Consider the following 25,600-nt stretch of genomic DNA (forward strand, 5'->3'; position numbering starts at 1 on the left):
GCTGTCAGTCATCCTCGCCCAGCACCCCTTTGCCGGCAACGATGGAGTGCCTGCGCCGCTGGTAACGGCTTCAACGACGGCCAGTGCGGCGTTCATGGCGGGTTTATGGCTGATGGGGTCAATGCCGTCTGCACTCAGCTTCAGTGCTGCGCCTGATCCTTTACCTCTGGTCCCAATGCGGTCAACACCGTTTCGGCGAAGGGCTGGCGCTGGATAGGTGGGGAATGATGCGTAAAACGAGGGAAAAGCAGAAGTGGAGCGGGTAGAGGGAATCGAACCCTCGTCGGAAGCTTGGGAAGCTACTGTTCTACCATTAAACTATACCCGCTCAAAGCGGCTGACTTTGTACCAGATGTTCGCCGGGATTTGAAGTTTTTCTTCGAAAAATGTGTGAGTTGGGTTCATCAAGCTTGTTTGGGAGCTGGCTTGCCTGCGATTGCATCACTTGAGTGTGACTGACACACCGCAGCGCCTGCATCGCGGGCAAGCCCGGCTCCCACATAAGCCGCCTTTCAGATAGCAAACGCATGCTGCGTCTGGCCCTGGTGATAACGCAACCGACTCACCTGGCGTTCTGGTTTCAAAAAGCCCACCACCGCATCCCGGCTGTCCCTGCAGGCCGCCTTGTGCTCCATGTCCAGAAAATGCCCGGTCGCCTGGATGGTGCTGAAGCTGCTGTTGGCCACGTGCTGGCCAAACAGCTTGGCATCCTCGGCGCTGGTGTATTCATCCCATTCGCCATTCAAAAACAGCACCGGAATGTCGATCTGCCTGGCGGCTTTTAGGTAGCACAGCCGGTCACTGTTGAGCACATGGCTGATGTGGAAGTGCATCTGCCCGTATTCATGCTCGGTCAGGCCGCTCACATGCTTGTAGTTGAAGCGCTTGAACAGTGACGGCAGGTGTTTGCCGATGGTGCTGTTGACCAGGTGGCCGACGTTGTGGCGATCGAGGTTGCCGAGGTAGTCGACACCGCGTTCGAGGTAGTCGCGCATGGGGGTGTTGATCACCGGCGAGAACGAGCTGATCACGGCCTTTTCCACCCGGCGCGGCCGGTGGGCCAGGGCGACCAGGGCAGCGGCGCCGCCCCAGGAGAACGACAGCACGTGTTCGGCGCCGAAGTGCTCGATGAGTTCCAGCAGGATCTGGCCTTCGACTTCCTTGGTCAGCATGTGCTCATGACGGTTATGGATTTTGGAGCGGCCAGCGTAGGGCTGGTCGTACAAAACCACATTGAATTGCGGGTACAGGCTTTTCACGGTTTGAGCGAAGGATGCCGTGGTGGCCATGGAGCCGTTGACCAGGATGATGGTCTTTGCAGCAACGTCCGCGCGATAGAACTCCGTGTAAACCCGATACTGACCCTGTATATCCAACACAGCGATTTCTGGCCTCATGTCGTAAGACTCCTGGCAAGCGGGTAGGGCGCGCAGATCACTCTGCACGAGCTTTATGACAGGTAGGCATACGCCTGGAAGATGAGGCCCATGTCGGTCCGATAACGGCTGGCCGACGGGTGTTGTTATGGCGGGCTGTTTGCCTGGAACGCCCATAGATCAAGCGCGGGCGGGGCAAGGTGTTTCTTGGAGGTTATGGGGCGACTCGCCAGTCATAATTTGGCTGACGTCTTGATTCAAGCAGCACAGGCGCCAGCTCGCAAGGCGCCAAGCTGGTTTTTTGCCATCACCGGCTGAACGGTCGTCAGACCTGTCGGATCTCGTCGTCAGTCAATTCCCGATAATGGCCCGGCAGAAGCGTGTCATCCAGCACCAAAGGTCCCATCCGCTCGCGGTGCAGGCCAATCACTTTATTATCAAAGTGCCCGAACATGCGCTTCACCTGGTGATAACGGCCTTCGATGATGCTCAGACGTGCGGTCCTAGGGCTGAGTAGCTCAAGTTCGGCGGGTTGAGTGGTGAGATCTTCAAAGGCGAAATACAGGCCAGCGGCAAAGGTGGCTGCATACTCAGGACCAATGTCCTGCTCGGTTTCAACGAGGTAAACCTTGGGCAGTTTGGTCTGGGGCTGTGTCAGGCGCCGCGACCATTGGCCATCATTGGTGATCAGCATCAGCCCGGTGGTGTTGAAGTCCAGACGGCCGGCGATGTGCAGCTCATGCGTGTCCGGTTCACTCAGCCAATCAAGCACGGTGGGATGCACCGGGTCGGCGGTAGCGCTCACGCAGCCTTGGGGTTTGTGCAGCATGAAATAACGCGTCGGTTTGCCGGCTTGCAGTACCTCATCATCGACACAGACGCGGCTGAATGCTCGCACTTCATGGTGTGGGTCGCTGACGGCCACGCCATCAACTGTCACCCGTCGCTCAACCAGCAGCACACGCACTTGTTGGCGATTGAAACGCGGCAGGTTGCTGAGGAAACGATCAACGCGCATTACGGCTGTTCAGCCCCACGCAATTGCGCATCTACCTGCGCACAGCGTGGGCACAGGCAGGCCTTATTGCGCAGTTCATCGGGCAGCGCTTCGAGTACCGCCGGGTCGATGGTGACGCTGTAGCACCAACAGGCTTGGTCGGCGGTGCGTGGGTCGGCCAGGGTGCAGTCGTTGCGGGCACCGCAGGCAGGGCAAAGGGTGGGTGAGGTCATGTCGGTTCGGGCTGTATCGCGCAATTCCCTGCACGATACAGCCCCGCCCCGCTATTGCAAGCTGCGCAGGTAGCCGCGCCAGCCGCCGAAGTGGCTGATGTCCACGGCGCCGGTCAAGCCATAGGGCTCGCAGATGAAGCCGGTTTCCCAACGCCCGTCGGCCAGTTGCACCTTGCCCAGGCCCAACGGTGCGGGGATACCGGTGAGGAAGGAGCCCAATTCGCGGCTCGGCAGTTCCCACACTTCCACCTCAATAGCCACGCCGCCTTCGCTCACCCGCAGCATGCCGGGGCGATAGGGTGGCCCACCGGCCAGCGCGAACAACTGATAGTCGGCCGAGCTGTGGGTGCGCTCCAGCAGGCGCGCGCCACGCCGCACTAATTGGCCGTTAAGCGCCAGCCCCTGCAGGTGCGCGCCGCACACCACCAGCCGGGTAAAGTCATGACCTGCGCTGCCGACAGGCACAGGCAGCGACGTATCGTGCTGGCGCTGCAACGCATCTGCCACGCCCAACAGGTATTGGTCGGTGAACGCTCGGCCAAACAGCGTCACACCCCAAGGCAAACCGTTGTGCATAAAGCCGCTGGGCACGGCGACGGCGGCGTAATCCAGCAGGTTCATGAAGTTGGTGTAGTAGCCCAGCTCGGCGTTGCGCAGCACCGGTTCGGCGCGCAGTTCTTCCAGCGTCACCGGGCGGCCGATGGTCGGCGTCAGTACGCAGTCGAGGCCTTCAAGCATGCCATCGCACTGCGCTTTCAAGGCTTGCAGGCGGTACTGCGCACGGAAGGTCTGCACGCCGTTTACCGCAGGCGCCTTGGCCAGCACCGCACGAATTACCGGCAGCACGGCCTCGGGGTTCTGCTCCATCAGTTCACCGGCCACGCTGTAGCGTTCAGCCACCCACGGCCCTTCGTAGAGCAGGCGCGCGGCTTCCAGGAAGGGCGACAGGTCCAGCGTCACCGGCTCGCCACCCAGTGCAATCAAGCGGTCGATGGCTTGCGCAAACAACTGCGGGCCTTGCTCGCAGCCGAAGTACTCCAGGTCCTGCTCGCGCGGTACGCCAAAACGAAACGCGCGGGGTGCGCCAAACGCCGATGCATCATTCCACGCCGGGTTCGCTCGGCTGTACGCATCCAACGGATCGAGTTTGGCAGTCAGCGCCAGTAACTGGCTGGCCTCGCGCGCGGTGCGGGTAAAGGTGGTGACGCAATCCAGCGTGCGGCACGCCGGCACCACGCCGGCTGTGGAGATCAAGCCTTTGCTCGCCTTGAGCCCCACCAGGTTATTCAGCGCCGCCGGCACCCGTCCGGAACCGGCCGTGTCGGTGCCCAGGGCAAAACTCGCGACACCCAACGCGACGGCCAGCGACGACCCGGCGCTGGAGCCGCCCGACGGATACTCCGGCAACACGCTGTTGGGGCACGCGCCATACGGCGAGCGGCTGCCATTGAGCCCGGTGGCGAACTGGTCGAGGTTGGTCTTGCCCACTGGCACCGCGCCCAAGGCGATCAACTGCTCGACAATGCTCGCGTTGCGCTGCGGCACATAGGCGAACGCCGGGCACGCGGCGGTGGTGGGAATGCCAGCCAAGTCGATGTTGTCTTTGATCGCAAACGGTACGCCGAATAACGGCAACTCAGCCGGTTCACGCGCGTCCAATGCGGCCAGGTACGGCTCCAGCTCCGCTTCGGTAAGCAAGTGGATAAACAGGTGATAATCGGGGTTCAAGTGCGCGGCTTTCTCGCGCAGGTGCAGCAGCACTTCACGGGGCGTGGTGTCGCCGCTCAGGTAGGCATTGCGCAGGTTGTCCAGTTGCAGGTTCATGGCTTGTCCGCCTGTAGAAATAGAAGAGTCAGTCACGTTCGAGCACCACCACCCGTTGCCCGGCGCCGATGCCGCTGCCGGGTTGCACGGGGATCTCGCGCACGGTGCCGGCGAACGGCGCCACTACCGGGATTTCCATTTTCATTGACTCCAGAATCACCAGCACATCGCCAGCCGACACGCGCTCGCCGTTAGCCACCTGGACTTGCCAGAGGTTGCCGGCGATCGGGCTGTCGACACTGATTTGGTTGGCCTGCAACGGCGTGTCTGCACCTTGTGGTGCCGCGAGTTCTTCGCTGTCGAAATGCGCCTGGCCACTGGCAATCCAGCGTTCACGCTCGGCATTGAAGGCGTGCTGCTGATGCTTACGAAACGCGCCAATGCTTGCGGCTTCGCGCGCGAGGAAAACCTGATACTCCGCGAGGTTCAACTGGCTGTGCTCGATGCTCAATTCAAAGCGCCCCAGCGGAAAGTCGCGCCGGATCTGCACCAGCTCATCAGCCGTCACCGGGTAAAAACGGATCTGGTCAAAGAACCGCAATAACCACGGCTTGCCATCAAACGCCGAGACCTCCCGGTAGCGGTTCCACATCTGCAAGGTGCGGCCCACAAACTGATAACCGCCTGGGCCTTCCATGCCGTACACGCACAAATAAGCGCCGCCAATGCCCACCGAATTCTCGGCGGTCCAGGTGCGCGCCGGGTTGTATTTGGTGGTCACCAGACGGTGACGCGGGTCCAGCGGTGTGGCCACCGGGGCACCGAGGTAAACGTCACCCAGGCCCATTACCAGGTAGCTGGCATCGAACACGGTGTGGCGCACTTCATCGAGGTTGGCGAGGTCGTTGATGCGACGGATGAACTCCAGGTTGCTCGGGCACCACGGCGCGTCCTTGCGCACGGTGGTCATGTATTTTTCGATCGCCAGCTGGCACGCCGGGTCGTCCCACGACAGCGGCAAGTGCACGATGCGCGAGGGCACTTGCAGGTTGGGGGTGGCGCACACAGCGGCCCATTGCGTGGTGATCAACGCCAGTAAACCGGCCAGCGGCAGTTGTTCGGGCTGGTAGTGGATTTGCAGGGAACGGATGCCTGGGGTCAGGTCGATGACACCTGGCAGGGCGAGAGTTTCCAGGGCTTGCATGAGTGCATGAGCACGAAAGCGCAGCACCAGGTCCAGCTCGGGGGCGCCGATTTCCAGCAGCAGGTGAGTGTCGCCGGCGAGGCGGGCGACGAGGCGGGTGTCGCTTTCACCCAACTCCAGCACCACAGGCGATCCGATCGTAAGTGGGCCACGGTCGATGTGGGAGCCGGGCTTGCCCGCGATGGCATCAATGTGGTCTGCCTGAGGTACCGAGTTGTCTGGATCGCAGGCAAGCCAGCTCCCACATTGATCCCATTTCAGGGCGAGGTCGCGGGCGGTTTTGAGGTTCACCGGTTCGAACCGCAGTTTGTCCCCGGCCTTGAGTTGCCCCAACTGCCAAAGGTCCGCCTCGATCACCGTCACCGGGCACACAAACCCGCCCAGGCTCGGCCCATCCGGCCCCAGGATCACGGGCATGTCCCCGGTGAAATCCACCGCGCCGATGGCATAGGGGTTGTCATGAATATTCGACGGATGCAGCCCCGCTTCGCCACCGTCCGTGCGCGCCCATAAAGGTTTTGGCCCGATCAGTCGCACGCCGGTGCGGCTGGAGTTGAAGTGCACTTCCCATTGGGTGGCGAAGAAGGTGTCGATGTATTCAGGCTTGAAGTATTCCGGCGCGCCGTGCGGGCCATAAATCACCCGCAGCGTGCGCACCGCAGGCAGGGGTTCAGCGATCAATTGCTGGCCGGCGTCGGCGTCTGTCAGTGGCAGCAAATGCAACACATCGCCAGTGCGTAAAGCGCGCCCTGCGTGCCCGCCGAACTGGCCGAGGGTGAAGGTGCTTTTGCTGCCCAGGTAATCCGGCACTTGCAACCCGCCGCGCAGGCACAGATAGCTGCGCGCACCGGCACCTATGATGCTGCCAAGGCTCAACACCGCGCCTGCTTCAATCCGCAACGCTGTGTTCATCGGCACTGGTTGGTCGTTCAGCAACAGCGTGATGGCTGCGCCGGTAACAGCGACGACCGCCGCGCAATTAAAGCGCAACAGCGGCCCATTCATGGTGATTTCCAGCGCCGCCGCGCCGTCGTCGTTACCCAGCAGGCGATTGCCCAGGCGCAGTGCGCGGCTGTCCATTGGCCCGGAGGGCGGCACACCGACGGCCCAGTAGCCGAGGCGGCCGGGGTAGTCCTGCACACTGGTTTGGGTGCCGGCGCTGAGCACTTCGAAGGTGCTGGCGCTGTAGACCAGGCCTTCCAGGCAACGCGTCCACGGGCGGCCGCTGGCAAACGGCGTGGCCAGCAGGATTTGGCGCAGGTAGTCGCGGTTGGTTTCCACGCCGTAGAGCTGGCTGTCGCTCAATGCCTGATGCAGACTCAGACGCGCCTGTTCGCGGGTCGGCGCCCACGTGATGAGCTTGGCGATCATCGGGTCGAAGTAGGGCGGTATCTCGCAACCGGCTTGCACCCAGGTGTCGATCCGCAAACCTTCAGCCGTCGGGAAATCCACACGGGTTAACAGGCCTGGGCTCGGCTGGAAATCCTTGCCTGGATCTTCCGCATACAGCCGCGCCTGAATCGCGTGGCCCTGAGGGTGCAGCTTCAATTCTCTCAACGCAGGTAGTTCACCCGCCGCCAATTGCACCATCCAGCGCACCAGGTCGACGCCCCAGACTTGTTCGGTGACGCCGTGTTCTACCTGCAGGCGCGTGTTCACTTCGAGGAAGTAGAAGCGGCCGTCAGCGCTGTCAAAGATGAACTCCACGGTGCCGGCGCTGCGGTAATTGACCGCCCTGGCCAGGGTGATGGCCGCCGTGCACAAGGCTTCGGCCATGCCGTCGGGCAGGTTCGGCGCGGGTGTTTCTTCGAGGACTTTCTGGTTGCGCCGTTGCACGGAACAGTCGCGCACGCCAAGGGCGATGACGTCGCCCAAACCGTCGCCGAACACCTGCACTTCCAGGTGGCGGGCGTGCTCGATGTATTTCTCGATAAACACACCGGCATCGCTGAAGTTGTTTTGCCCCAGGCGTTTGACCGCTTCAAAGGACTCACTCAGCTCTGTCGCATTGCGGCACACACGCATGCCGATGCCACCGCCGCCTGCGGTGCTTTTGAGCATGACTGGATAGCTCACGGTTTCGGCCGCCAGCAACGCTGTATCGAGGCTGTCGAGCAGCTCGGTGCCTTCCAATAATGGAATTTGATGGTGTTTGGCCAAGGCCCGCGCGGTGTGCTTGAGGCCGAATACGCGCAGCTGTTCGGGTGTCGGACCGACGAAGGCTATCCCCGCATTTTCGCAGGCTTGGGCAAAGGCGGCGTTCTCTGAGAGAAAACCGTAGCCAGGATGAATCGCCTTGGCGCCACAGGCCTTGGCGGTGGCGAGGATTTTTTCCACTGCCAGGTAGGTGGCCGCCGCCGCGCCTTCGCCGAGGCTGTAGGCCTCGTCGGCTTGCTGGATATGCAGGCTGGCTGCGTCGGCTTCGGCGTAGACGGCGATGCCTTTGACCTGCAGCTCGCGCAAGGTGCGCAGGATGCGGCAGGCGATGGCGCCACGGTTGGCGATCAAGAGTTTTTCGAACATGGCAAAACCCTGCGGGCCGTCCCGCAAAGTGAGGGAGCACTGCGGTCGTCCGCAGTGCCTGTGGTCAGTGTGGGAGCCGGGCTTGCCCGCGATGGCGGTAGGGCAGTCAGCTTATCGGTTGGCTGATGGACCGCTATCGCAGGCAAGCCAGCTCCCACAGTTGATCGCTAGTGTTTTCGGATGCATTGCCCGGCTCGGGACTGGCACAGGGCGAATAACCACTTACGCAGGCGTTTTATTTTCAGTTCCATACCAGTAACTCCGCAGCCGTCGGGTTGTAGCCATTGCATGGATTGTTCAGTTGCGGGCAGTTGGAGATCAGCACGATCACGTCCATCTGCGCACGCAGGTCGACGTACTTGCCGGGCGCGGAAATGCCGTCTTCAAAGGTCAGCCCGCCGTCGGCGGTGACCGGCACATTCATGAAGAAATTGATGTTCGGCCCGATGTCACCTTTACCCAGCCGGCCGTCGTGGGCGCAGGCGCGCAGGTAGTTGTCGCGGCAGCTGTGCATGTAGCGTTTTTCCAGAGCGTAGCGCACGGTGTTGCTCTCTTGGGCACAGGCACCGCCGAGGGTGTCGTGGCGCCCACAGGTGTCATCGACGATGGTCAGCATCGGCTGGCCAAGGTTGGAATACAGCACGCTGCCGGTGCTCAGGTACACGCGGTTTTGCCGGCGTAATGTGCGCTGTACGTCGTAGCGTTCCTTGGGGTTTTTGCGGCTGTAGAACAGCGTGTCGACGGCCTGGTTGCCCTCCAGGTCGAGGATGCGCAGGGTCTGCCCGGCCTTGACCTCCATCAGCCACGGTTCGCCGGCGGGAATGATGGCGCGGTACACGGCTGCCTCGGGTTGTTTCAGTGCGATAGACATGGCAGTTCCTCAGGCGAACAGACGGTCGGTGTTGATAAAGCCGCGCTCGTTTTCCGGGCGCGAAGTACGGCAGTGTTCGGCGACGCTGGAATCGGCGTTCATCCAGCTGATTTTCAGCGGTTGCGGCGCGTAGTTCGGGTTGGGGTCCATCGGGTGTTGCAGCGCGGTCAGCACCACCAGTGTGTCCATCGGCGCGTAGAGTTCGATGTAGTCGCCGGCTTTGGAATTGCCCGGTACAAAGTGCAGGCCGCCGCCTTCGTCAACGCTGACCCGGCTGAACAGGTTGAGGGTCATCAGCAGGTCGCTAAGCCCCAACCCCCACTTGCCCAATTCCACCAACAGGTTGTCGGTGCCGTTGCGAAAGAAGCCGTTGCGCAGCTCCTGATAGCGGCCCTGGCCGTACTTCTCGGCCACTTCGGCGGCGCACAGCACGCCGCCGATGCTGTCACTCCAGCCGCAGGTGTCGGCGGTGATGGCGGCCAGCACGCGGCCCATGTCCGAGTACAGGCAATGGCCGCGGGTGAGCTTGGCGGTGTGTTGGCATTTGAGGCTGTCGGGCAGGTTCAGACGCTCGGTTTTTTCATTGGCATTGAGCAGGGTCAGGCTGACGTTGGCACCACCGCGAATATCCGTGAGGCGCAGCAGTTGGCCGCGCTTGAGCACAAAGGAGCGGTGGCCGCCGCCGGGCAGCATTTCTTCGGCGAAGGGTGGGAACAGTTGAATGGAATCGGTCATTTGCAAGTCGCTCCAAGTTCGGCGGCCAGCGCTTTACGGCGCTCGCTGTTCAAAGGGATGTCGTAGGTGATGCGCGCGCCATAGGCGCCGGGGGCGTGGGGGTCGACACGAACTTTGTCGAACACCAGCAAGCGCGTGCCGAGGCTGAAACCTTCGCTGAGGTCGTGGGTGACCATGAACACCGTCAGCCGGGTTTCGCGCCATAGCGCCAGCAACAGCTGATGCATGTCTTTGCGAATGCCCGGGTCGAGGGCGCCGAAGGGTTCGTCCAACAACAACACGCGGGGTTTCATGATCAGGGCTTGGGCGATGGCCAGGCGTTGCTGCATGCCGCCGGAGAGCTGCGCCGGGTATTTGTCCAGTGCGTGGCCGAGGCCGACTTTTTGCAGCAGGGCGGCGGCCTGTTCCCGTGCGTCTTGTTTGGCTTTGCCGAACAGCCGTCCCAGCAGCGGCGAGCGCGGTAGCTCAAGGCCAAGCGCAACGTTGTCCAGCACCGTCAAATGCGGGAACACCGAGTAACGCTGGAACACCACGCCACGGCTGGCATCCGGCTCGCCGGCAAGTGGTTGGCCGTCCAGCAGGATCTGGCCTTTGCTCGCGGTTTCCTGGCCCAGTAACAAGCGCAGGAAGGTCGATTTACCGCAGCCGGACGTGCCGACCAGGGTGCAAAACTCACCCTCATCGACATGCAGGTTGAGCCCTTCCAGCACCACCTGTTCGCCATAGCGCTGCCACACATTGTTGACGCTGATAAAACTCATGGCCGCGCTCCTTCGTACCAGGGGAACGCACGCCGTGTGAGGGTTTTGAGGCCCCAGTCCATCAGCCAGGCGAGCAGGGTGATCCACACCACGTAGGGCAAGATCACGTCCATCGCCAGGTAGCGGCGCACCAGGAAGATCCGGTAGCCGAGGCCGTCGGTGGAGGCGATGGCTTCGGCGGCGATCAGGAACAACCACGCCGAGCCGAGCATCAGCCGCAGCGAGATCAGCAAGCGCGGCAGCAGTTGCGGCAGTACCACGCGCAGCATCAAGGTCCAGGTGGAAGCGCCGAGGGTCTGTGCCTTGACCAGCAACTCGACGGGTATTTCCCGGGCGCGCTGTTCCAGGTCGCGCGCCAGGCACGGTGTTACACCGATGACGATCAGCATGACTTTGGACAACTCTCCCAGCCCAAACACGATGAACAGAATCGGCAGGATCGCCAGTGGCGGCACCATTGACAGCACCGTGAGCAGTGGCGACAACGGCGCGCCAAACAACGGCAGTGTGCCGGCGGCGATGCCCAGGCACAGGCCGGCGAGGGCGCTGATGCCCAAGCCGATTGCCAGGCGGCGCAGGCTGGAGGCGCTGTCTTGCCACAGCACATATTCACCGGTGCGCGTATCGGCGCTGAACGCCAGGCGTTTCACCGCGTCGCCCATTTGCGCGGCGCTGGGCAGCAGTTTGTCGTTGGGGTTATCCGCCAGGCGCTCGGCCGAGCCTACAAAGTAGGCGAACAGCAGCAGGGCGAACGGCAGCAGCACCAACAGCAGGCGGCTGGAGCGTTCCGGGTGACGGTTGATCAGGCGCATGGCCGGGTCCTCTTACAGCGTGCCGTCGGCGGCCATCTGCACGTAGCTGGGGTCGAAATGCAGCTTGAGGTTGGCGGTGTCGCCGCTGGTGATGCCATTGGCGAAGCTCATGCCCACGGCGCTGGCGTCCCTGGCCCCTTCGCCGAGCAGGCCGTGTTCAAACGAGAACTCGGCGACCTTGCGCAGGGTGGCGGGCAGTTGCGCGCTGGTGGCGAACGCCAGCGCTTCCTTGGGCGTGGCGAACAGCTTGGTGGTGTCCAGTTGCGCCTGGAAACCCTTGAGGTCGGTGCCGGAGGCCTTGGCCATATGTTCAAGCGCCGCGGTGCTGGCAGCGTTTTTGGCGTTCATCAGCGCGACCACTTCAAACCAGGCACCGGTCAGCGCTTTGCCCAGGGCCGGGTTGTCTTTGAGGGTTTGGGTGTTGACCACCATCATGTCCATGATTTCGCCGGGCACTTTGCTGGAGTCGAACACTTGGGTGACGCCCGGTTTAGCCTTGATCTCGGAGAGCATCGGGTTCCAGGTGGTCACGGCTTGCACCTGGTCGGTGTTGAAGGCGGCGGCGATGTCGGCGTCGGAGGTGTTGACCACTTTCAGGTCTTTTTCGGTGAGGTCAGCCGACTCCAGCGCGCGGGCCAGCAGGTAGTGGGACACCGAGAGTTCCACCAGGTTGACGTTCATGCCCTTGAGGTCGGCCACGGTCTTGCCGGTGCCCTTGACCACCACGCCATCATTGCCGTTGGAAAAGTCGCTGACCACCAGCGCGGTGCTGTCCACACCACCGGCGGCGGGAATGGTCAGGGCGTCCATGTTGGTCATGGTGCAGCCGTCGAACTGGCCGGCGGTGTATTGGTTGATGGACTCGACATAGTCATTGAGCTGCACCATGTCGATCTTGATGCCGTACTTCTTGGCCCACTTGTCGAGGATGCCTTGGCTGCCGGCGTATTCCCACGGCATCCAGCCGGCATAGATAGTCCAGCACACACTGAAGTGGTCTTTGGTCGCGGCTTGGGTTTGAAAGCTCAGCACGGCGGCGAAGGCGGCGGCGAGCAGGGCGGGTAAACGGATTGTGGGCATGGGGCTTCTCCAGTTGAACATGGGCGAGCAGGAGCAACGCGGCACCGTGAACGGTGGCTTGTCTCCCGGGCTTTTATCCCGCCGTGTAACCTCAACTGGAGGTCGCCAACTCTCGGACCAGCCACTCGCTTTTCAAGCGAGCCGGAACCCTAGTCGGCCATTGCAAATTGTGGTGCCGCGAACCTGTGATGAATCCTGCACGGGAGAGGCAAAGCGAGAGTCGTGCCAACTGGGCCAGAGGCCCGGTTTACGGCCGGGCGTGGCGGGGAAGAGGGGTGTGCGTGCGCCACTCGGGTGCGTTGGCGCACTGCAATGAGGCGGTTACAACCGGAACTTGCTGACCAGCACGTTGAATGAGGTGGCCAAGCGGGACAGGTCCTGGCTGGAGGCGTTGGTCTGGTTGGCACCGGCAGCGGTCTGGGTCGACAGGTCCTGGATGTTGAGGAGGTTGCGGTCCACTTCGCGGGCTACCTGCGCCTGCTCTTCCGACGCGGAGGCGATCACCAGGTTGCGTTCGTTGATCTTCGCCACGCTGGCGGTGATGCGTTCCAGGGCTTCGCCGGCGTTTTGCGCCAGGGTTTGGGTGTTGTTGGCCCAGGTCAGGCTTTTGTTCATGGCTGCCACGGCGTCATCGGCGCCGACCTGCACTTCGCCGATCATTTTTTCGATATCGACGGTGGAGGTCTGGGTGCGATGGGCCAGCGCGCGGACTTCATCGGCCACCACCGCAAAACCACGGCCTTGCTCACCCGCGCGTGCGGCTTCGATGGCGGCGTTAAGGGCCAGCAGGTTGGTCTGGTCGGCGATACCGCGGATCACGTCGATCACCTTGCCGATCTCGCGCACCTGGCTGGCCAGGTCGGCCACCGATTGTGTCGAATCGTTGATCTCGACCACCATCGAACTCATACCGGACACGGCCTGCGCCACCTGCTCACGGCCTTCCTCCGCTTCAGTGGTGGCCTGGCGCGAGGCTTCGGAGGTCGACACCGCATTGCTTGCCACTTCATCCACCGCCGCCGTCATCTGGTTGACGGCAGTGGCGGCTTGCTGGATTTCGTCATTCTGGCGCGTGAGGCCACGGCTGCTTTCGTCGGTGACCGCACTGAGTTCTTCAGCGGCGGAGGCGAGCTGGTCGGCGGCGTTGGCGATTTCCACCAGCGTGCTTTTCAGCCCGCCCTGCATGTCGGCCAATGCCATCAACAATTTTCCGGCTTCGTCAGTACGGTCGGTGATGATGGCTTGGGTCAGGTCACCCTTGGCAATGCGTTGGGCGCTCTCGACGGCCTGGGCGATAGGGCGGGTGATCAGGCGGGTGATCAGCACGCCAATGATGAGGGCGATGATGAAGGCCAGCACGATGCCGCTGATCATCCAGGTCAACGCGCTGCTGCGCAGGTCGGCGGCGGCGGCGGCGCCTTCCTGGATCTGGCGGTTGTTGGAATCGATAATCACACGGATCAGCTCGCGCGCCTGACGGAACAGCTCATTGTTGGTGCTGTTGAGCTGAGCGCGCGCCTGCTCGAGCTGGCCGCCGTTCATCATCGCGACGATGCGCTCGGAGTTGCTGATGTATGTGGGCCAGATCTGGTCGAGCTTGTCACCGGCTGCCCGTTCGTCGTCTGCCAGCGGCGTGGCGCGGTAGGTGGCGTAGGCGCTCTGGCTGCGTTTGAGTTCGTTGGCGATGTCCTGGGTCACGCGGTCGCGGTCCTGGGCGGAGACGTCGCCCTTGCTGGCGTCCAGCAAACGGTACAGACCACGGTTGTGGGCGACCAGACCATTGAGCGTACTTGCCGTGTTGCTGACGGAAACCAGGTTGTTGGAGAACGTGAGTTCCAATGCGCTGGAAAGGCGCACGACGCTTTTGATACCCAGCAGGCCAACCCCGAGGGTGACCAGTGCGCACAGTAGGAATGAAAGCAGCAGCTTGGTTGAAATTTTCATGACTCTAATCCGGCGATATTGGCGAGGGGCGCACGATAGAGCCTCCCTGGCCATGTGCGATGTCATAGTGACATCATCGCAATCGACAAGGTTCCGGGCCAGCAAAATTTACTGAATCGATAAAGTAACTTGATAGTTACCGGGATGCGCAACGGATCGTATCGACCGCCTACGGTCATGTATCAAGTTGTTACCAAAACGCACCAGATCTGGTTTTCGATGTCCGATACTGTGTCATTCGGCGAAAGCCGGGTGCCGCCCTCCCGCGTCGCTGGAGGTGCTCTTCCGCGGTCCAGGAGGCCGCCATGTATCGACGACTGCTGCTCAGCGCTTTACTCGGTCTTACCCTTTCTGCTTGTGTGCCCTACTACGATGGAGGCGGTAGCTACTATCGATCCGAGGTCTACACCGCGCCGGCGCCGGCGTATTACTACGGCGGTGGCACGTACTATTCGGCGCCACGTTATTACGCACCGGCTCCGCGCTATTACGCCCCCGCACCGCGTTACTACTCGGCGCCGCGTTATTACCAACCGGCCCCGCGCTACTACCCCTCGGGCCCAAGGGGCGGTTACCGGCCTTATCCGAACCAGGGTTGGGGCGATCACGGCGGCAGAGGCGGGCACGGTCGGGGTGGCGATCATGGAGGTGGCCGCGGCGGTCACCGCTGACAGGCCTTGAATGCAAACGGCGCAGGAAGCGCCGTTTTTTGTGGGCGACACTTTTCAGTAATCGGACAAATCCGCCAGCGGATGCCGGCCTTCCCACACCTTGTTGAAATGCGCCTGCACCACCGCGTCCGGGATCGTATTGATATCCGGCCAGTGCCAATGGGGCGTCTGGTCCTTGTCGATCAAGCGCGCCCGCACGCCTTCGGCAAACTCCGGGTAACGGCAGCAATTGAGGCTCAGTGTGTATTCCATCTGGAACACCTCGGCCAACGACAGGTGCCGCGCCCGCTGGATCTGCTCCCACACCAGGTGCGCGGTCAGCGGGCAGCCTTCACTCAGGTTTTTGCCGGCGCGGCTGAACAGCGGGTCGGCGTGCTCACGTAACGGGCTCAAGGCGCGCCAGGCACAGCGCACATCAGCCACATCCAGCCATTCGTCGATCTGCGCACGGCGCGGCAGCCATTGCGCTTCGGGTTGCTGGTCGACGGCTTCCTGGGCGAGCGCCTTGAGCAGGCTGTTGAGCTGCATCGCGGTTTGTTCCTGCCAGTTCAATTGCAGCAGGCCATCTATCAACGCTTCCTGCTGGTCATCGCGCAGGAAACGGTCGGCCAGGCCCAGGTCCAACGCATCGCGGCCGTTGATATGGGCGCCGGTGAGGCCAAGGAATAACCCCAGCTTGCCCGGTAACCGCGACAGGAACCAACTGGCCCCCACATCCGGGTACAAGCCGATGCTGATCTCGGGCATGGCCAGGCGGCTGCTCGGCGTGACGATACGCACCGAAGCGCTCTGCAGCAGGCCCATACCACCGCCGAGCACATAACCGTGCCCCCAGCAGATCAGCGGTTTGGGGTAGGTGTGCAGGCGGTAGTCGAGGCGGTATTCAGCGGCGAAGAACTGCGCGGCCAGGGCGGGCACTTCGCCGGGGAGTTCACGGCAGGCCTGGGCCAGGCTGCGGACTTCGCCACCGGCGCAAAAGGCTTTGGGGCCATTGCCGCACAGCAGTACACACACGATATTCGGGTCTTTGGCCCAGGCCTCCAGGCGTTCGTCCAAGGCCAGGATCATGGGCAGGGACAGCGCGTTGAGGGATTTTTCCGCGTCCAGGCTGGCGATGCCGAGGCGGGCACCGTCGCTGCCGGTCAGCTCTTCGAAGTGCAGGTTCATCGTGACCTCAATCGAGAAAGTGAAGGTTCAGTATGAACGCTTCAAAGGAAAGTGCCGATGATGTGTCAGATCAATTGACAAGCGGGGTCGGCTTTCCTAGGGTTCGCCCATTCTTTTTTACACGATGAACACACCATGACCGAAGGCGACCGCATCAAACTCGAACCCAGCTGGAAACACGCCCTGCGGGATGAGTTCGACAAGCCCTACATGGCCGAACTACGCGAGTTCCTGCGCCAGGAACATGCCGCCGGCAAAGAGATCTACCCGCCTGGCCCGCTGATCTTCAATGCGCTCAACTCCACGCCGTTGGACAAGGTCAAGGTGGTGATCCTCGGCCAGGACCCATACCACGGCCCCGGCCAGGCCCATGGCCTGTGCTTCTCGGTACAACCGGGCGTGCCAACGCCGCCGTCGCTGGTCAATATCTACAAAGAACTCAAGCGCGACCTGAACATCGACATTCCCAACCACGGCTGCCTGCAAAGCTGGGCCGAACAGGGCGTGCTGATGCTCAACACCACCATGACCGTGGAGCGCGCGAATGCCAATGCCCACGCGGGCAAGGGCTGGCAGTTCTTTACCGATCGTGTGATCGAAGTGGTCAGCGAGCACCAGCCGCACCTGGTGTTCCTGTTGTGGGGCGCCCATGCGCAAGGCAAGCAAAAGCTGGTGGATGCGACCAAGCACCTGGTGCTGACCTCGGTGCACCCGTCGCCGCTGTCGGCGTATCGCGGGTTTTTGGGGTGTGGGCACTTCGGTCGTACCAACAAGTTTCTTGAGCAGAATGGCGAGACGCCGATTGAGTGGCGGTTGCCGCCACTCTAAAGGTTAGTCACAAACTAATGTGGGAGCTGGCTTGCCTGCGATGACGGTCTGTCAGCCGATACATTTATTGACTGAACCACCGCTATCGCAGGCAAGCCAGCTCCCACATTGGAGTTTTTTGAAGGCTTAGATTTTTTCCGGCTGACGATTCCAGTGCCTGAACAACGGCTCAGCCAAAAACAGCACAAACAACAAGCGCATTACCTGCATTGCCGTTACCAAAGGCACCGACAGCTGCAAAGTCTCTGCCGTGAGGCTCATTTCGGCAATGCCGCCCGGCATCATGCCCAGGGTGAGTGAGCGCAAATCCAGCTGCGTCAGCGCGCTCAAGCCCACCGCCGCCAACGTCGCAAGCGCCATGGTCAAGGCGGTGCCGATCAAGGTACGGCCCATGAACGACGGCGCACGACGGAAGAACTGACGGTTGAAGTGGCAGCCCAGGCCGCTGCCGATCAGCCACTGGCCGATCTGGCTGCCGCCGTCCGGCAGGCCGTAATGCAAGTCCCAGACAACACTGGCAGTCGCGCTGACCAACAGTGGCCCGAACAACCACGGGTTTGGCTGACGTAAACGCTGCCAGCCCCAGGCCACCAGCGCGCCCAGCGGGAACAGCAGCGCCAGCCAACCCCAACTCACTGGCGCCGGGTGAAACTGCGGCGTGCCGCCTTCGAGCAAGTACTTGAAGATCGCCGGCACACACAGCACCACCACCAGCACACGCAAACTTTGCCCCGCTGCGACACGGCTGAGCACTGCGCCATTACGGGCGCCGAGGTTGACCATTTCACCGGAACCGCCCGGCATGCTGGAGAAAAACGCGGTGGCGCGGTCTTCGCCGCTGCGGCGCATCAACCACACGCCGACCACGCTCGACAGGCTGGTGATCAGCGCACCGAAGAAAATCAGGCCGAAGTGGCTCATCACTTGCTCGATCACCACCGGCGTGAAGTGCAGCCCGATGCCGATGCCTACGACCCATTGGCCACATTTGCGTCCGCCGGGAATCTCCGCCAACTGCCACGGCGTGAGGCAACGCACCAGGATGATCGCCAGCAACGAGCCGACCATATAGGGCAAAGGCCAGCCGACGAGGCTGGCCAGGTAACCGCCGGCCAGGCCGACCAGCGGTGTTGCCCACCATTGTTTAAAGGTGACCTCAGACATCGGCCAGGGCGCGACGCTGTTGGGCACGTTTACGCCAGATACGCAGCAGCGGCACGAACAACATGATCGCCGTCAGTACCCACACGCCAAAGGTGATCGGGCTGGACCAGAGGATTTCCAGCGCGCCGTTGGAGATCGACAGCGCGCGGCGCAGGTTCTGCTCCATCAGGCCACCGAGGATAAAGCCCAGCAGTACCGGCGACAGCGGGAAGTCCAGCTTGCGCAGGATGTAACCGAAGATGCCGATGCCGACCATCAGGAACAGGTCGAAGGTGGTGGCGTGAACCGCGTACACACCGATGGCGGTGATGATGGCGATCACCGGCACCAGCGCCCAGTTCGGTACGGCGAGGATGCGCGTGAAGATGCGGATCATCGGGATGTTGAGGATCACCAGCATGATGTTGGCGACAAACAACGAAGCGATCAGGCCCCAGACGATGTCCGGTTGCTGTTGGAACAGCAGCGGGCCGGGTGTGATGTTGTACAGCGACAGCGCGCCGATCATCACCGCCGTGGTGCCCGAACCGGGTACGCCTAGGGTGAGCATCGGCACCAGGGCACCGCAGGCGGACGCACCGATTGCAGTTTCCGGCGCAGCGAGGCCGCGCATGTCGCCCTGGCCGAATTTGCCGCTGGCACCGGCCAGGCGTTTCTCGGTCATGTAGGCAACAGCCGAAGCGAGGGTTGCACCAGCACCCGGCAGCACGCCCATGATGAAACCGAGCAGGCCGCAGCGGATGTTAACTACAAAGACAGCACCGGCTTCCTTCAGATTGAACATCATGCGCCCGGTGGCTTTTACCGCTTCCTGGCCACGGTGGGTTTTTTCCAACAGCAACAGGATTTCGCTGATGGAAAACAGACCCAGTACCAACACCACAAACTGGATGCCGTCGGTGAGGTGGATGTTGTCGCCGGTAAAACGGTACACGCCGCTGTTGGCATCGATGCCCACGGCCGAGAGGAACAGGCCGATCAGCGCTGCAACAAACGTCTTCAGCGGTTTGTCACCGGCCATGCCGCCCAGGCAGACAATCGCGAACACCATCAGTACGAAATATTCCGCCGGGCCGAAGGCAATCGCCCATTTGGCCAGCAGCGGCGCAAACAGCACCATGCCGCAGGTGGCGATAAACGCGCCGATGAACGAACTCCATGCCGACAGCGACAACGCCACACCGGCCAGGCCTTTGCGGGCCATCGGGTAGCCGTCGAGGGTAGTCATTACGGTAGAAGCTTCGCCCGGGATGTTGAGCAGGATCGAGCTGATACGGCCGCCGTATTCGCAGCCCAGGTACACGGCTGCGAGCAGGATCAGCGCCGATTCCGGCGGCAGGCCCAACGCGAACGCGATGGGGATCAACAAGGCCACGCCGTTGATCGGGCCAAGGCCTGGCAACAGGCCGACCACGGTGCCGATCAAGGTGCCACACAGCGCGGTCACCAGATTGTAAGGGGTCAGTGCAACGCCGAAGCCCTGGCCCAAATAGCTGAACGTATCCATATCAGTTCTCCAGAACTTCAAGCAGGCCGAGGGGCAGCGGTACATCCATGGCCTTGTCGAACAGCAGGTACAGGCCGATAGCCATGAGGGTGACGATCACTACGCTGGGCAACCAGCGGCCGCCATACAGGCGTGCCATCGGAATACCGATCAACATGCTGCTGAGGATGAAGCCCAAGGGCTCGAAAGTGCCGGCGAACACGATCAGCAGCGCGACGCAAATGCAGATCTTGATCAGGGTTTCGCGGTCCAGCGCGGGTTCTTCTTCGGTGTGCTTGGTTGGCTGCGGGCGAAAGATCATGTAGATCAGGCCCAGGCTCATCAGGCCGAGCATCAGCAGCGGAAAGGCACGTGGGCCGACCGGCTCGTAGGAAAACGCCGCCTGATACGGCCAGGCCATCAGTGCCAGGCCGGCGCAGACCAGCAGCATCACCGAGGCGAAAATGCGTTGTAAGAGCATGTGGAACTCCTGGGCCGCGCCGCCCGTTAAAGAGGGCGCAGCCGTGCAAAAGAGGGGCGATTACTGGATCAGGCCGAACTCTTTGGCCAGCACTTTGTAGTCAGCCACCTGTTTCTTCACGTAGGTGTCGAGCTCCGGGCCGGTCATGGCAAACGGGAACAGCTCGCGCTGGTCACGCAGCTTGGCGAACTCTTCGGAGGCCAGCAGTTTGTCGAACGCTCCTTTCCACCAGGCGTAGTCGGCATCGCTGACTTTTGGCCCGAGGTAGAAACCGCGGACCACTGGCCAGACGATGTCGTAGCCTTGCTCTTTGGCGGTCGGAATGTTCTTCATTTCCGGCTCGTCCAGGCGCTCTTCGGCGAACACCGCTAGCAGGCGCATGTCACCGCTGAGGATGTGCGGCATGGAGTCGGAGATGTCGGTGCTGCCCACCTGGATGTGGCCGCCGAGCAGGGCGGTGGCGATTTCACCGCCGCCTTCGAGGGCGACATAACGCAGTTCGCGCGGGTTGATGCCGGCGGCCTTGGCGATCAGGGCGGTTTGCATCCAGTCCTGACTGCCTACGGTGCCGCCGGAACCGATCACCACGCTGCCCGGATCTTTCTTCAAGGCTTTGACGAGATCGTCGAGGGTCTTGTAGGGCGAATCGCTTTTCACTGCGATGGCACCGTAGCTGGTGCCGACCGCTGCCAACCAACGCACGGCGCTTTCATCAAAACGGCCGAACTTGCCCTGGGCCAGGTTCAACAGCGAACCGCTGGACCAGGCCACCAGTGTGCCGCCGTCCGCTGGGCGCTGTGCTACCACCGCGTTATAGGCCACCGCGCCCACGCCGCCGGGCATGTAGGTCACACGCATCGGTTTACTCAGCAGCTTCTCATTGACCAACGCGCTTTGCGCCAGTTTGCAGGTCAGGTCAAAACCACCGCCGGGGGAGGCTGGGGCGATGCATTCCGGGCGTTTGGGTTCGTCGGCGGCCAGCAGTTGGCCGGCGAACAACATGCAGCCGGCGGCGAGGGCCAATTTACGCAGTGAATAGGTCATTTGAATCTCCGTCTTGTTGTTATTTAGGGGCTACTACCAAAGTGCGACGCTATAGCTGACCAGCACGCGTACTTCATCCGCATCACGGGCCGAGTAGTTGGAACGGTACGTGGCATTACGCAGGCGAAACGCGACATCCTTGAACGTGCCACTTTGTACGATGTAGCGGATCTCGCTGTTGCGTTCCCACTCCTTGCCGGTCTCACCGTTCTTGAGCTTGATGTTGTCACCCGACAGGTAACGGCTCATGAAGCTCAGGCCGGGAATGCCCAGCTTGGCGAAGTCGTAGTCGTAGCGCGCTTGCCAGGAGCGTTCTTCGGCGCCGGCAAAGTCGTTGATCTGTACGAAGTTGACCAGGTACGGGTCGGCCCCATCCACATACGGAAAGGCGCTGTCGCCGGACATGTGCTGGTAGCCGGCGCTGAGCTTATGGCCATTGAGGGCATAGCTGAACAGGCCGTTGAGCGATCTGTTGTCGATCTTGCCGCCATGGGCCGCGCCCGTGTCATCACTGATGGCCAGGCGCAGGTCGGTGCCGAAGGTGCCGGGGCCGAGCGGGCGCGAGGCAACCAGGCCGAGGAAGTGCTGGCGGTACACGTCATCGAGTTGGGCGAAGTGGTAACTGCCGGTGATCTTGTCGGCGAACTTGTAGTCCACGCCGCCGAAGTTGAAGTGCTTGCCGGTAGCGCCGCTGACGAAACGGCTGTTCTTGTTGTTGAGGGCGATTTCTTCGTAGTCGGTGGAATCGCGGTCTTTGGCTTTGTCCAGGCGGCCGCCGGTAAACACCATGTTTTTGAATTCTTTGGAGGTCAGCAAGCCACCGTTGAAGGTCTGCGGCAGGATGCGGCCGTCGTTGGGCTTGAGGGTCGGCAGTTCGGGGATCAGCGCACCGATCTTGAGTTCGGTGGCGGAGATCTTCACTTTGCCGGTCAGGCCGAGTTTGGCGTAGTCGTCGACAGCGCGGCCGTTGTCAGTGGGCAGCAAGCCAGAACCTGTGCGGTCGGGGCTGGAGTCGAGCTTGACCCCAAGCATGCCCAGCGCGTCCACACCAAAGCCGACGGTGCCGTCGGTGTAGCCCGATTGCAGGTTGAGCATGAAGCCCTGAGCCCATTCGTCGCGCTTGGATTGCTGCGCGCTGGTGCCGTCGCGAAAGTCGCGGTTGAAGTACATATTGCGGGTTTCCAGGGTCGCGCTACTGTCTTCAAAGAAGGCAGCCTGGGCAAGCGGCGAAAAGCCGGCAAGGGCGGTGGCACTGGCAAGGGCGGTCTTGGCAAGACGGGAAAAACGGACAGGCGGGCAAGCCTGGGGCTGGGTCGACAGCATCGTGGTGTACTCCGTTATTGTTCTTATTTTGGCGAAAACGCTTCGAGGCGTTTTTCGATCGCTACGGATCAGGTAGCTCGGCGGGCATTACCCACCGTTGCTGGATGCTAAAGGGCGAAGCTTTCACTAACCTTTCAGCTGCCTTTCAATGTTTTCGGGCTTCACAGGGCAGGCGGCGCCTGTAAACTGCCCGCCAAAGCGTGGCGTCGACCATGCCCGAACGAGGTGAAAATCCATGCGTGTCCTCTTGGTTGAAGACCATCTGCAACTCGCCGAAAGTGTTGCCCAAGCGCTCAAGAGCACGGGTTTGACCGTCGACGTACTGCACGACGGCGTGGCCGCGGACCTGGCCTTGAGCAGCGAGGAATATGCGGTGGTGATCCTCGATGTGGGGCTGCCGCGCATGGATGGTTTTGAGGTGTTGGCGCGTCTGCGGGCGCGTGGGAAAAATCTGCCAGTGTTGATGTTGACGGCGCGCAGTGATGTAAAAGACCGTGTGCATGGCCTGAACCTGGGCGCTGATGACTACCTGGCCAAGCCCTTCGAGTTGACCGAGCTGGAAGCGCGGGTCAAGGCGCTGTTGCGCCGCAGTGTGCTGGGCGGTGAACGTCAGCAGGCGTGCGGCGTGCTGGTCTACGACCTGGATACCCGGCGTTTCACCGTGGGCGGCGAGCTGATGACGTTGACCTCTCGCGAGCAGGCGGTGCTTGAGGCGCTGATCGCGCGGCCCGGCCGCGTGATGAGCAAGGAGCAACTGGCTTCCCAGGTGTTCGGCCTGGACGAGGAAGCCAGCCCCGACGCGATTGAAATCTACGTGCACCGCCTGCGCAAGAAGCTCGACGGCCAGCCCATCGCCATCGTGACCTTCCGTGGCCTTGGCTACTTGCTGGAAGCCCGTGATGCATAAGCCCAGCAGCCTGCGCTGGCGGCTGCTGTGGAACCTGGCGCTGCTGCTGGTGGTGCTGATGCTCGCCAGCGGCATGAGTGCTTACTGGAATGGCCGCGAAGCTGCCGACACCGCCTATGACCGCACTTTGCTGGCTTCTGCGCGCACCATCGCCGCCGGGTTGACCCAGGTGGACGGCACCCTGAGTGCCAATGTGCCGTATGTGGCGCTGGATACCTTCGCCTACGACAGTGCCGGGCGGATCTATTATCAGGTCAATGACATCGACCGAAAATTGATCTCCGGCTACGAAAACCTCCCTGGCCCACCGCGGGGCACGCCGCGCACCGATGATTACCCGGCGTTGGCGCGGTTCTACAACGCCATGTACCAGGGCCAGCATGTGCGGGTGGTCAGCCTGCTCAAGGCGGTGTCAGAGCCGAACATGAACGGCATGGCGGAAATTCGCGTGGCCGAAACTGACGAAGCTCGCGAGAGCATGGCTCGCAGCCTGATGGCCGACACTTTGCTGCGCCTGGGCATGCTGGCGGTCGGTGCGTTATTGCTGGTGTGGTTTGCCGTGAGTGCGGCACTGCGCCCGCTGGAACGCCTGCGCACCGCCGTGGAAGAACGCCAGCCCGACGACTTGCGCCCGCTGCCGCTGGTGGAGGTGCAGCATGAGTTCGGCCCGTTAGTGCGCTCGCTTAATCATTTCACCGAGCGCTTGCGCGGCCAGTTCGAGCGCCAGGCGCAGTTTATCGCCGACGCCGCCCACGAATTGCGCACCCCGCTGGCGGCGCTCAAGGCCCGGCTTGAGCTGGGCCTGCGCAGCAGCGACCCGGCGACGTGGCGCAGTACCTTGGAAACCGCAGCCCAAGGCACCGACCGTCTGACCCACTTGGCCAACCAATTGCTGTCCCTGGCACGCATCGAAAACGGCGCGCGGGCGATTGCCGAGGGCGGTGCGCAATTGCTTGACCTCAGCCAGCTGGCGCGGGAACTCGGCATGGCCATGGCGCCGCTGGCCCACGCGCGGGGCGTTGCCCTGGCATTGGAGGCGGACGAACCGGTGTGGCTGCGCGGTGAGCCGACCTTGCTGAATGAACTGCTGAGCAACCTGGTGGATAACGCCCTGGCCCACACCCCATCGGGCGGGAACGTGATTCTGCGGGTGACCGCGCCGGCGATCCTGGAAGTTGAAGATGACGGCCCAGGCATCCCGCTGGATGAGCGGGACCGGGTTTTCGAACGTTTCTACCGCCGCAGCCAGCAGGGCATGGGCTCGGGCTTGGGGCTGGCGATTGTCGGCGAGATCTGCCGGGCGCATTTGGCGCAGATCAGCCTGCATGATGGTGAATTGGCGGGGTTGAAGGTGCGGGTGAGTTTTATCGCGGGGTAGTCAATAGAACATCGAGCGCGCTTCATCCAGCTCGGCACGCAATGTTTCGCTGTAGGGGTCGATGCGCAGCTTCTTGAGCGCCGGCAGGCTGGTAACGTCTACGTTGGCCGATGGATGCGCGGTGCCTCGGTGGCAATACAGTGCGGCGATTTGCACCACGTCGATGTAGTCCAGGCTTGGGGAGTCACGCTCCAAATCCAGGTACTGCCCCGGCAGCTTGGCCAGCATTTCCGGGAAATCCCACACACCCAGCAGTTTGTCACCCAGCAACGGGTGAATACTGTCGATGACATGGTTGAGGCTGACCGGGTCGGCCAACAGCTCGTAACGGTCTTCGGCGTAGGTGAGGATCGGCAGCACGCCAATCTGATGCACCAGCCCGCCGAGGGCGGCCTGGTCCGGCTTGAGGTGGCTGTGGTTGCGGCACAAGGCATAACTCACGCCCGCCACTTCCAGGCTGCGGCGCCACACTTCGCGCATTTTTAGTTCGACGACTTCGGAGCGGGCGTGGAAGATCTGTTCCATGACCAGACCGATGGCCAGGTTGCTGCTGTAGTTGGTGCCCAGCCGCGTGATGGCGGTATGCAGATCAGTGACTTCCTGGGTTGCGCGTAGCAGCGGGCTGTTCACCACTTTGATCAGGCGCGCCGACAGCGCGGTATCGCGACCGATCACTTTGCTCAAGTGGCTGATGCTGATCTCCGGGTCTTCCGCGGCCTGACGAATGTTCAAGGCCACTTCCGGTAATGTCGGCAGAACCAGGTCATCGTTGTCGATGGCCGTTACCAAAGCCTGTTGGACTTTTTCCGCCAGCTTGTTCATTCATGCTCTCTAGGGTGTTGCAAAAAGGT

Annotated in this window: 22 protein-coding genes, 1 tRNA gene and 1 riboswitch; of the genes, 4 read left to right on the forward strand and 19 right to left on the reverse strand. The window is 62.0% G+C overall.

The window, feature by feature from the left end; genetic code table 11:
• Positions 1-254: 254 nt before the first annotated feature.
• From GIW48_RS20265 to GIW48_RS20320, 12 genes are all read right to left on the reverse strand, one after another.
• Positions 255-328, reverse strand: a tRNA-Gly gene (locus GIW48_RS20265).
• A gap of 184 nt (positions 329-512) precedes the next feature.
• Complete coding sequence (locus GIW48_RS20270; protein WP_236460902.1) at positions 513-1,397, reverse strand: alpha/beta fold hydrolase; 885 nt, start codon at positions 1,395-1,397, stop codon at positions 513-515.
• 304 nt (positions 1,398-1,701) lie between these two features.
• A complete protein-coding gene (locus GIW48_RS20275) occupies positions 1,702-2,394 on the reverse strand; it encodes a pseudouridine synthase (RefSeq protein WP_236460901.1) in 693 nt (230 codons plus the stop codon).
• Positions 2,394-2,606 carry a cysteine-rich CWC family protein gene (locus tag GIW48_RS20280; protein WP_236460900.1) on the reverse strand — a complete coding sequence of 71 codons (213 nt, stop codon included), beginning with the start codon at positions 2,604-2,606 and terminating at the stop codon, positions 2,394-2,396. Before GIW48_RS20280 ends, GIW48_RS20275 begins: the two co-directional genes overlap by 1 nt.
• A gap of 51 nt (positions 2,607-2,657) precedes the next feature.
• The gene (atzF, locus tag GIW48_RS20285) at positions 2,658-4,430 is read right to left on the reverse strand and encodes an allophanate hydrolase (protein ID WP_138451931.1); all 1,773 of its coding nucleotides are present in this window, start codon (positions 4,428-4,430) and stop codon (positions 2,658-2,660) included.
• A gap of 28 nt (positions 4,431-4,458) precedes the next feature.
• On the reverse strand, positions 4,459-8,097 hold the full coding sequence (gene uca, locus GIW48_RS20290; protein ID WP_236460899.1) for an urea carboxylase: 3,639 nt from the start codon (positions 8,095-8,097) through the stop codon (positions 4,459-4,461).
• 241 nt (positions 8,098-8,338) lie between these two features.
• Positions 8,339-8,968: an urea amidolyase associated protein UAAP2 gene (locus tag GIW48_RS20295; RefSeq protein WP_099548629.1), complete on the reverse strand. Its 630-nt coding sequence runs from the start codon at positions 8,966-8,968 to the stop codon at positions 8,339-8,341.
• 9 nt (positions 8,969-8,977) lie between these two features.
• Positions 8,978-9,703 (reverse strand): urea amidolyase associated protein UAAP1, encoded by a 726-nt coding sequence (locus GIW48_RS20300; protein WP_236460898.1) that lies wholly within the window; start codon positions 9,701-9,703, stop codon positions 8,978-8,980.
• Entirely contained in the window at positions 9,700-10,464 is a 765-nt protein-coding gene (locus GIW48_RS20305) for an ABC transporter ATP-binding protein (RefSeq protein WP_176991241.1), read from the reverse strand. Before GIW48_RS20305 ends, GIW48_RS20300 begins: the two co-directional genes overlap by 4 nt.
• Positions 10,461-11,276, reverse strand: a complete 816-nt coding sequence (locus GIW48_RS20310) for an ABC transporter permease (RefSeq protein WP_017137311.1) — start codon at positions 11,274-11,276, stop codon at positions 10,461-10,463. Before GIW48_RS20310 ends, GIW48_RS20305 begins: the two co-directional genes overlap by 4 nt.
• Before the next feature lie 12 nt (positions 11,277-11,288).
• Complete coding sequence (locus tag GIW48_RS20315; RefSeq protein ID WP_186617467.1) at positions 11,289-12,356, reverse strand: putative urea ABC transporter substrate-binding protein; 1,068 nt, start codon at positions 12,354-12,356, stop codon at positions 11,289-11,291.
• A gap of 60 nt (positions 12,357-12,416) precedes the next feature.
• Positions 12,417-12,520: riboswitch (guanidine-I (ykkC/yxkD leader) on the reverse strand.
• 157 nt (positions 12,521-12,677) lie between these two features.
• Positions 12,678-14,300 carry a methyl-accepting chemotaxis protein gene (locus tag GIW48_RS20320; RefSeq protein WP_099548632.1) on the reverse strand — a complete coding sequence of 541 codons (1,623 nt, stop codon included), beginning with the start codon at positions 14,298-14,300 and terminating at the stop codon, positions 12,678-12,680.
• A gap of 305 nt (positions 14,301-14,605) precedes the next feature.
• On the opposite strand from GIW48_RS20320, the gene GIW48_RS20325 reads away from it, so the two are divergent.
• Positions 14,606-14,971 carry a hypothetical protein gene (locus tag GIW48_RS20325; RefSeq protein ID WP_017137314.1) on the forward strand — a complete coding sequence of 122 codons (366 nt, stop codon included), beginning with the start codon at positions 14,606-14,608 and terminating at the stop codon, positions 14,969-14,971.
• 54 nt (positions 14,972-15,025) lie between these two features.
• On the opposite strand, the gene GIW48_RS20330 is transcribed toward GIW48_RS20325, so the two are convergent.
• Positions 15,026-16,138: an enoyl-CoA hydratase/isomerase family protein gene (locus GIW48_RS20330; protein ID WP_236460897.1), complete on the reverse strand. Its 1,113-nt coding sequence runs from the start codon at positions 16,136-16,138 to the stop codon at positions 15,026-15,028.
• Positions 16,139-16,273: 135 nt separating this feature from the next.
• Between GIW48_RS20330 and ung the strand changes: the two genes are divergently transcribed.
• Entirely contained in the window at positions 16,274-16,966 is a 693-nt protein-coding gene (ung, locus tag GIW48_RS20335) for a uracil-DNA glycosylase (protein WP_169985500.1), read from the forward strand.
• A 126-nt stretch (positions 16,967-17,092) separates the two neighbouring features.
• On the opposite strand, the gene GIW48_RS20340 is transcribed toward ung, so the two are convergent.
• From GIW48_RS20340 to GIW48_RS20360, 5 genes are read right to left on the reverse strand one after another with little or no spacing between them, the layout of a single operon-like run.
• A complete protein-coding gene (locus GIW48_RS20340) occupies positions 17,093-18,130 on the reverse strand; it encodes an AbrB family transcriptional regulator (protein ID WP_026013720.1) in 1,038 nt (345 codons plus the stop codon).
• Positions 18,123-19,637: a tripartite tricarboxylate transporter permease gene (locus tag GIW48_RS20345; protein ID WP_065929105.1), complete on the reverse strand. Its 1,515-nt coding sequence runs from the start codon at positions 19,635-19,637 to the stop codon at positions 18,123-18,125. The genes GIW48_RS20340 and GIW48_RS20345 overlap by 8 nt, the downstream gene beginning before the upstream one ends.
• 1 nt (position 19,638) lies before the next feature.
• Positions 19,639-20,097, reverse strand: a complete 459-nt coding sequence (locus GIW48_RS20350) for a tripartite tricarboxylate transporter TctB family protein (protein WP_017137319.1) — start codon at positions 20,095-20,097, stop codon at positions 19,639-19,641.
• Positions 20,098-20,157: 60 nt separating this feature from the next.
• Positions 20,158-21,141 (reverse strand): Bug family tripartite tricarboxylate transporter substrate binding protein, encoded by a 984-nt coding sequence (locus tag GIW48_RS20355; protein WP_189660861.1) that lies wholly within the window; start codon positions 21,139-21,141, stop codon positions 20,158-20,160.
• A 33-nt stretch (positions 21,142-21,174) separates the two neighbouring features.
• Complete coding sequence (locus tag GIW48_RS20360) at positions 21,175-22,464, reverse strand: OprD family porin (RefSeq protein WP_170040575.1); 1,290 nt, start codon at positions 22,462-22,464, stop codon at positions 21,175-21,177.
• A gap of 235 nt (positions 22,465-22,699) precedes the next feature.
• Here GIW48_RS20360 and GIW48_RS20365 point away from each other — a divergent pair, with 235 nt between their 5' ends.
• A complete protein-coding gene (locus GIW48_RS20365) occupies positions 22,700-23,371 on the forward strand; it encodes a response regulator (protein WP_017137322.1) in 672 nt (223 codons plus the stop codon).
• Positions 23,364-24,749 carry a sensor histidine kinase gene (locus GIW48_RS20370; protein WP_186617473.1) on the forward strand — a complete coding sequence of 462 codons (1,386 nt, stop codon included), beginning with the start codon at positions 23,364-23,366 and terminating at the stop codon, positions 24,747-24,749. The genes GIW48_RS20365 and GIW48_RS20370 overlap by 8 nt, the downstream gene beginning before the upstream one ends.
• On the opposite strand, the gene GIW48_RS20375 is transcribed toward GIW48_RS20370, so the two are convergent.
• Positions 24,750-25,571, reverse strand: a complete 822-nt coding sequence (locus tag GIW48_RS20375) for an HDOD domain-containing protein (RefSeq protein ID WP_169985503.1) — start codon at positions 25,569-25,571, stop codon at positions 24,750-24,752.
• Positions 25,572-25,600: the final 29 nt, after the last annotated feature.

This window comes from Pseudomonas sp. PA-6-3C (genome assembly GCF_021605825.1).
Taxonomy (GTDB): domain Bacteria; phylum Pseudomonadota; class Gammaproteobacteria; order Pseudomonadales; family Pseudomonadaceae; genus Aquipseudomonas; species Aquipseudomonas edaphica.

Excerpts from the sequence above, each read along its gene's own strand:
- GIW48_RS20345 (WP_065929105.1), bottom strand. The coding sequence starts at position 19,637 with ATGGATACGTTCAGCTATTTGGGCCAGGGCTTCGGCGTTGCACTGACC.
- GIW48_RS20330 (WP_236460897.1), bottom strand. The coding sequence starts at position 16,138 with ATGAACCTGCACTTCGAAGAGCTGACCGGCAGCGACGGTGCCCGCCTC.
- GIW48_RS20300 (WP_236460898.1), bottom strand. The coding sequence starts at position 9,703 with ATGACCGATTCCATTCAACTGTTCCCACCCTTCGCCGAAGAAATGCTG.
- GIW48_RS20305 (WP_176991241.1), bottom strand. The coding sequence starts at position 10,464 with ATGAGTTTTATCAGCGTCAACAATGTGTGGCAGCGCTATGGCGAACAG.
- GIW48_RS20370 (WP_186617473.1), top strand. The coding sequence starts at position 23,364 with ATGCATAAGCCCAGCAGCCTGCGCTGGCGGCTGCTGTGGAACCTGGCG.
- GIW48_RS20350 (WP_017137319.1), bottom strand. The coding sequence starts at position 20,097 with ATGCTCTTACAACGCATTTTCGCCTCGGTGATGCTGCTGGTCTGCGCC.
- GIW48_RS20295 (WP_099548629.1), bottom strand. The coding sequence starts at position 8,968 with ATGTCTATCGCACTGAAACAACCCGAGGCAGCCGTGTACCGCGCCATC.
- GIW48_RS20375 (WP_169985503.1), bottom strand. The coding sequence starts at position 25,571 with ATGAACAAGCTGGCGGAAAAAGTCCAACAGGCTTTGGTAACGGCCATC.
- GIW48_RS20365 (WP_017137322.1), top strand. The coding sequence starts at position 22,700 with ATGCGTGTCCTCTTGGTTGAAGACCATCTGCAACTCGCCGAAAGTGTT.
- GIW48_RS20280 (WP_236460900.1), bottom strand. The coding sequence starts at position 2,606 with ATGACCTCACCCACCCTTTGCCCTGCCTGCGGTGCCCGCAACGACTGC.
- GIW48_RS20360 (WP_170040575.1), bottom strand. The coding sequence starts at position 22,464 with ATGCTGTCGACCCAGCCCCAGGCTTGCCCGCCTGTCCGTTTTTCCCGT.
- GIW48_RS20275 (WP_236460901.1), bottom strand. The coding sequence starts at position 2,394 with ATGCGCGTTGATCGTTTCCTCAGCAACCTGCCGCGTTTCAATCGCCAA.
- GIW48_RS20325 (WP_017137314.1), top strand. The coding sequence starts at position 14,606 with ATGTATCGACGACTGCTGCTCAGCGCTTTACTCGGTCTTACCCTTTCT.
- GIW48_RS20340 (WP_026013720.1), bottom strand. The coding sequence starts at position 18,130 with ATGTCTGAGGTCACCTTTAAACAATGGTGGGCAACACCGCTGGTCGGC.
- GIW48_RS20315 (WP_186617467.1), bottom strand. The coding sequence starts at position 12,356 with ATGCCCACAATCCGTTTACCCGCCCTGCTCGCCGCCGCCTTCGCCGCC.
- uca (WP_236460899.1), bottom strand. The coding sequence starts at position 8,097 with ATGTTCGAAAAACTCTTGATCGCCAACCGTGGCGCCATCGCCTGCCGC.
- ung (WP_169985500.1), top strand. The coding sequence starts at position 16,274 with ATGACCGAAGGCGACCGCATCAAACTCGAACCCAGCTGGAAACACGCC.
- GIW48_RS20270 (WP_236460902.1), bottom strand. The coding sequence starts at position 1,397 with ATGAGGCCAGAAATCGCTGTGTTGGATATACAGGGTCAGTATCGGGTT.
- GIW48_RS20310 (WP_017137311.1), bottom strand. The coding sequence starts at position 11,276 with ATGCGCCTGATCAACCGTCACCCGGAACGCTCCAGCCGCCTGCTGTTG.
- atzF (WP_138451931.1), bottom strand. The coding sequence starts at position 4,430 with ATGAACCTGCAACTGGACAACCTGCGCAATGCCTACCTGAGCGGCGAC.
- GIW48_RS20355 (WP_189660861.1), bottom strand. The coding sequence starts at position 21,141 with ATGACCTATTCACTGCGTAAATTGGCCCTCGCCGCCGGCTGCATGTTG.
- GIW48_RS20320 (WP_099548632.1), bottom strand. The coding sequence starts at position 14,300 with ATGAAAATTTCAACCAAGCTGCTGCTTTCATTCCTACTGTGCGCACTG.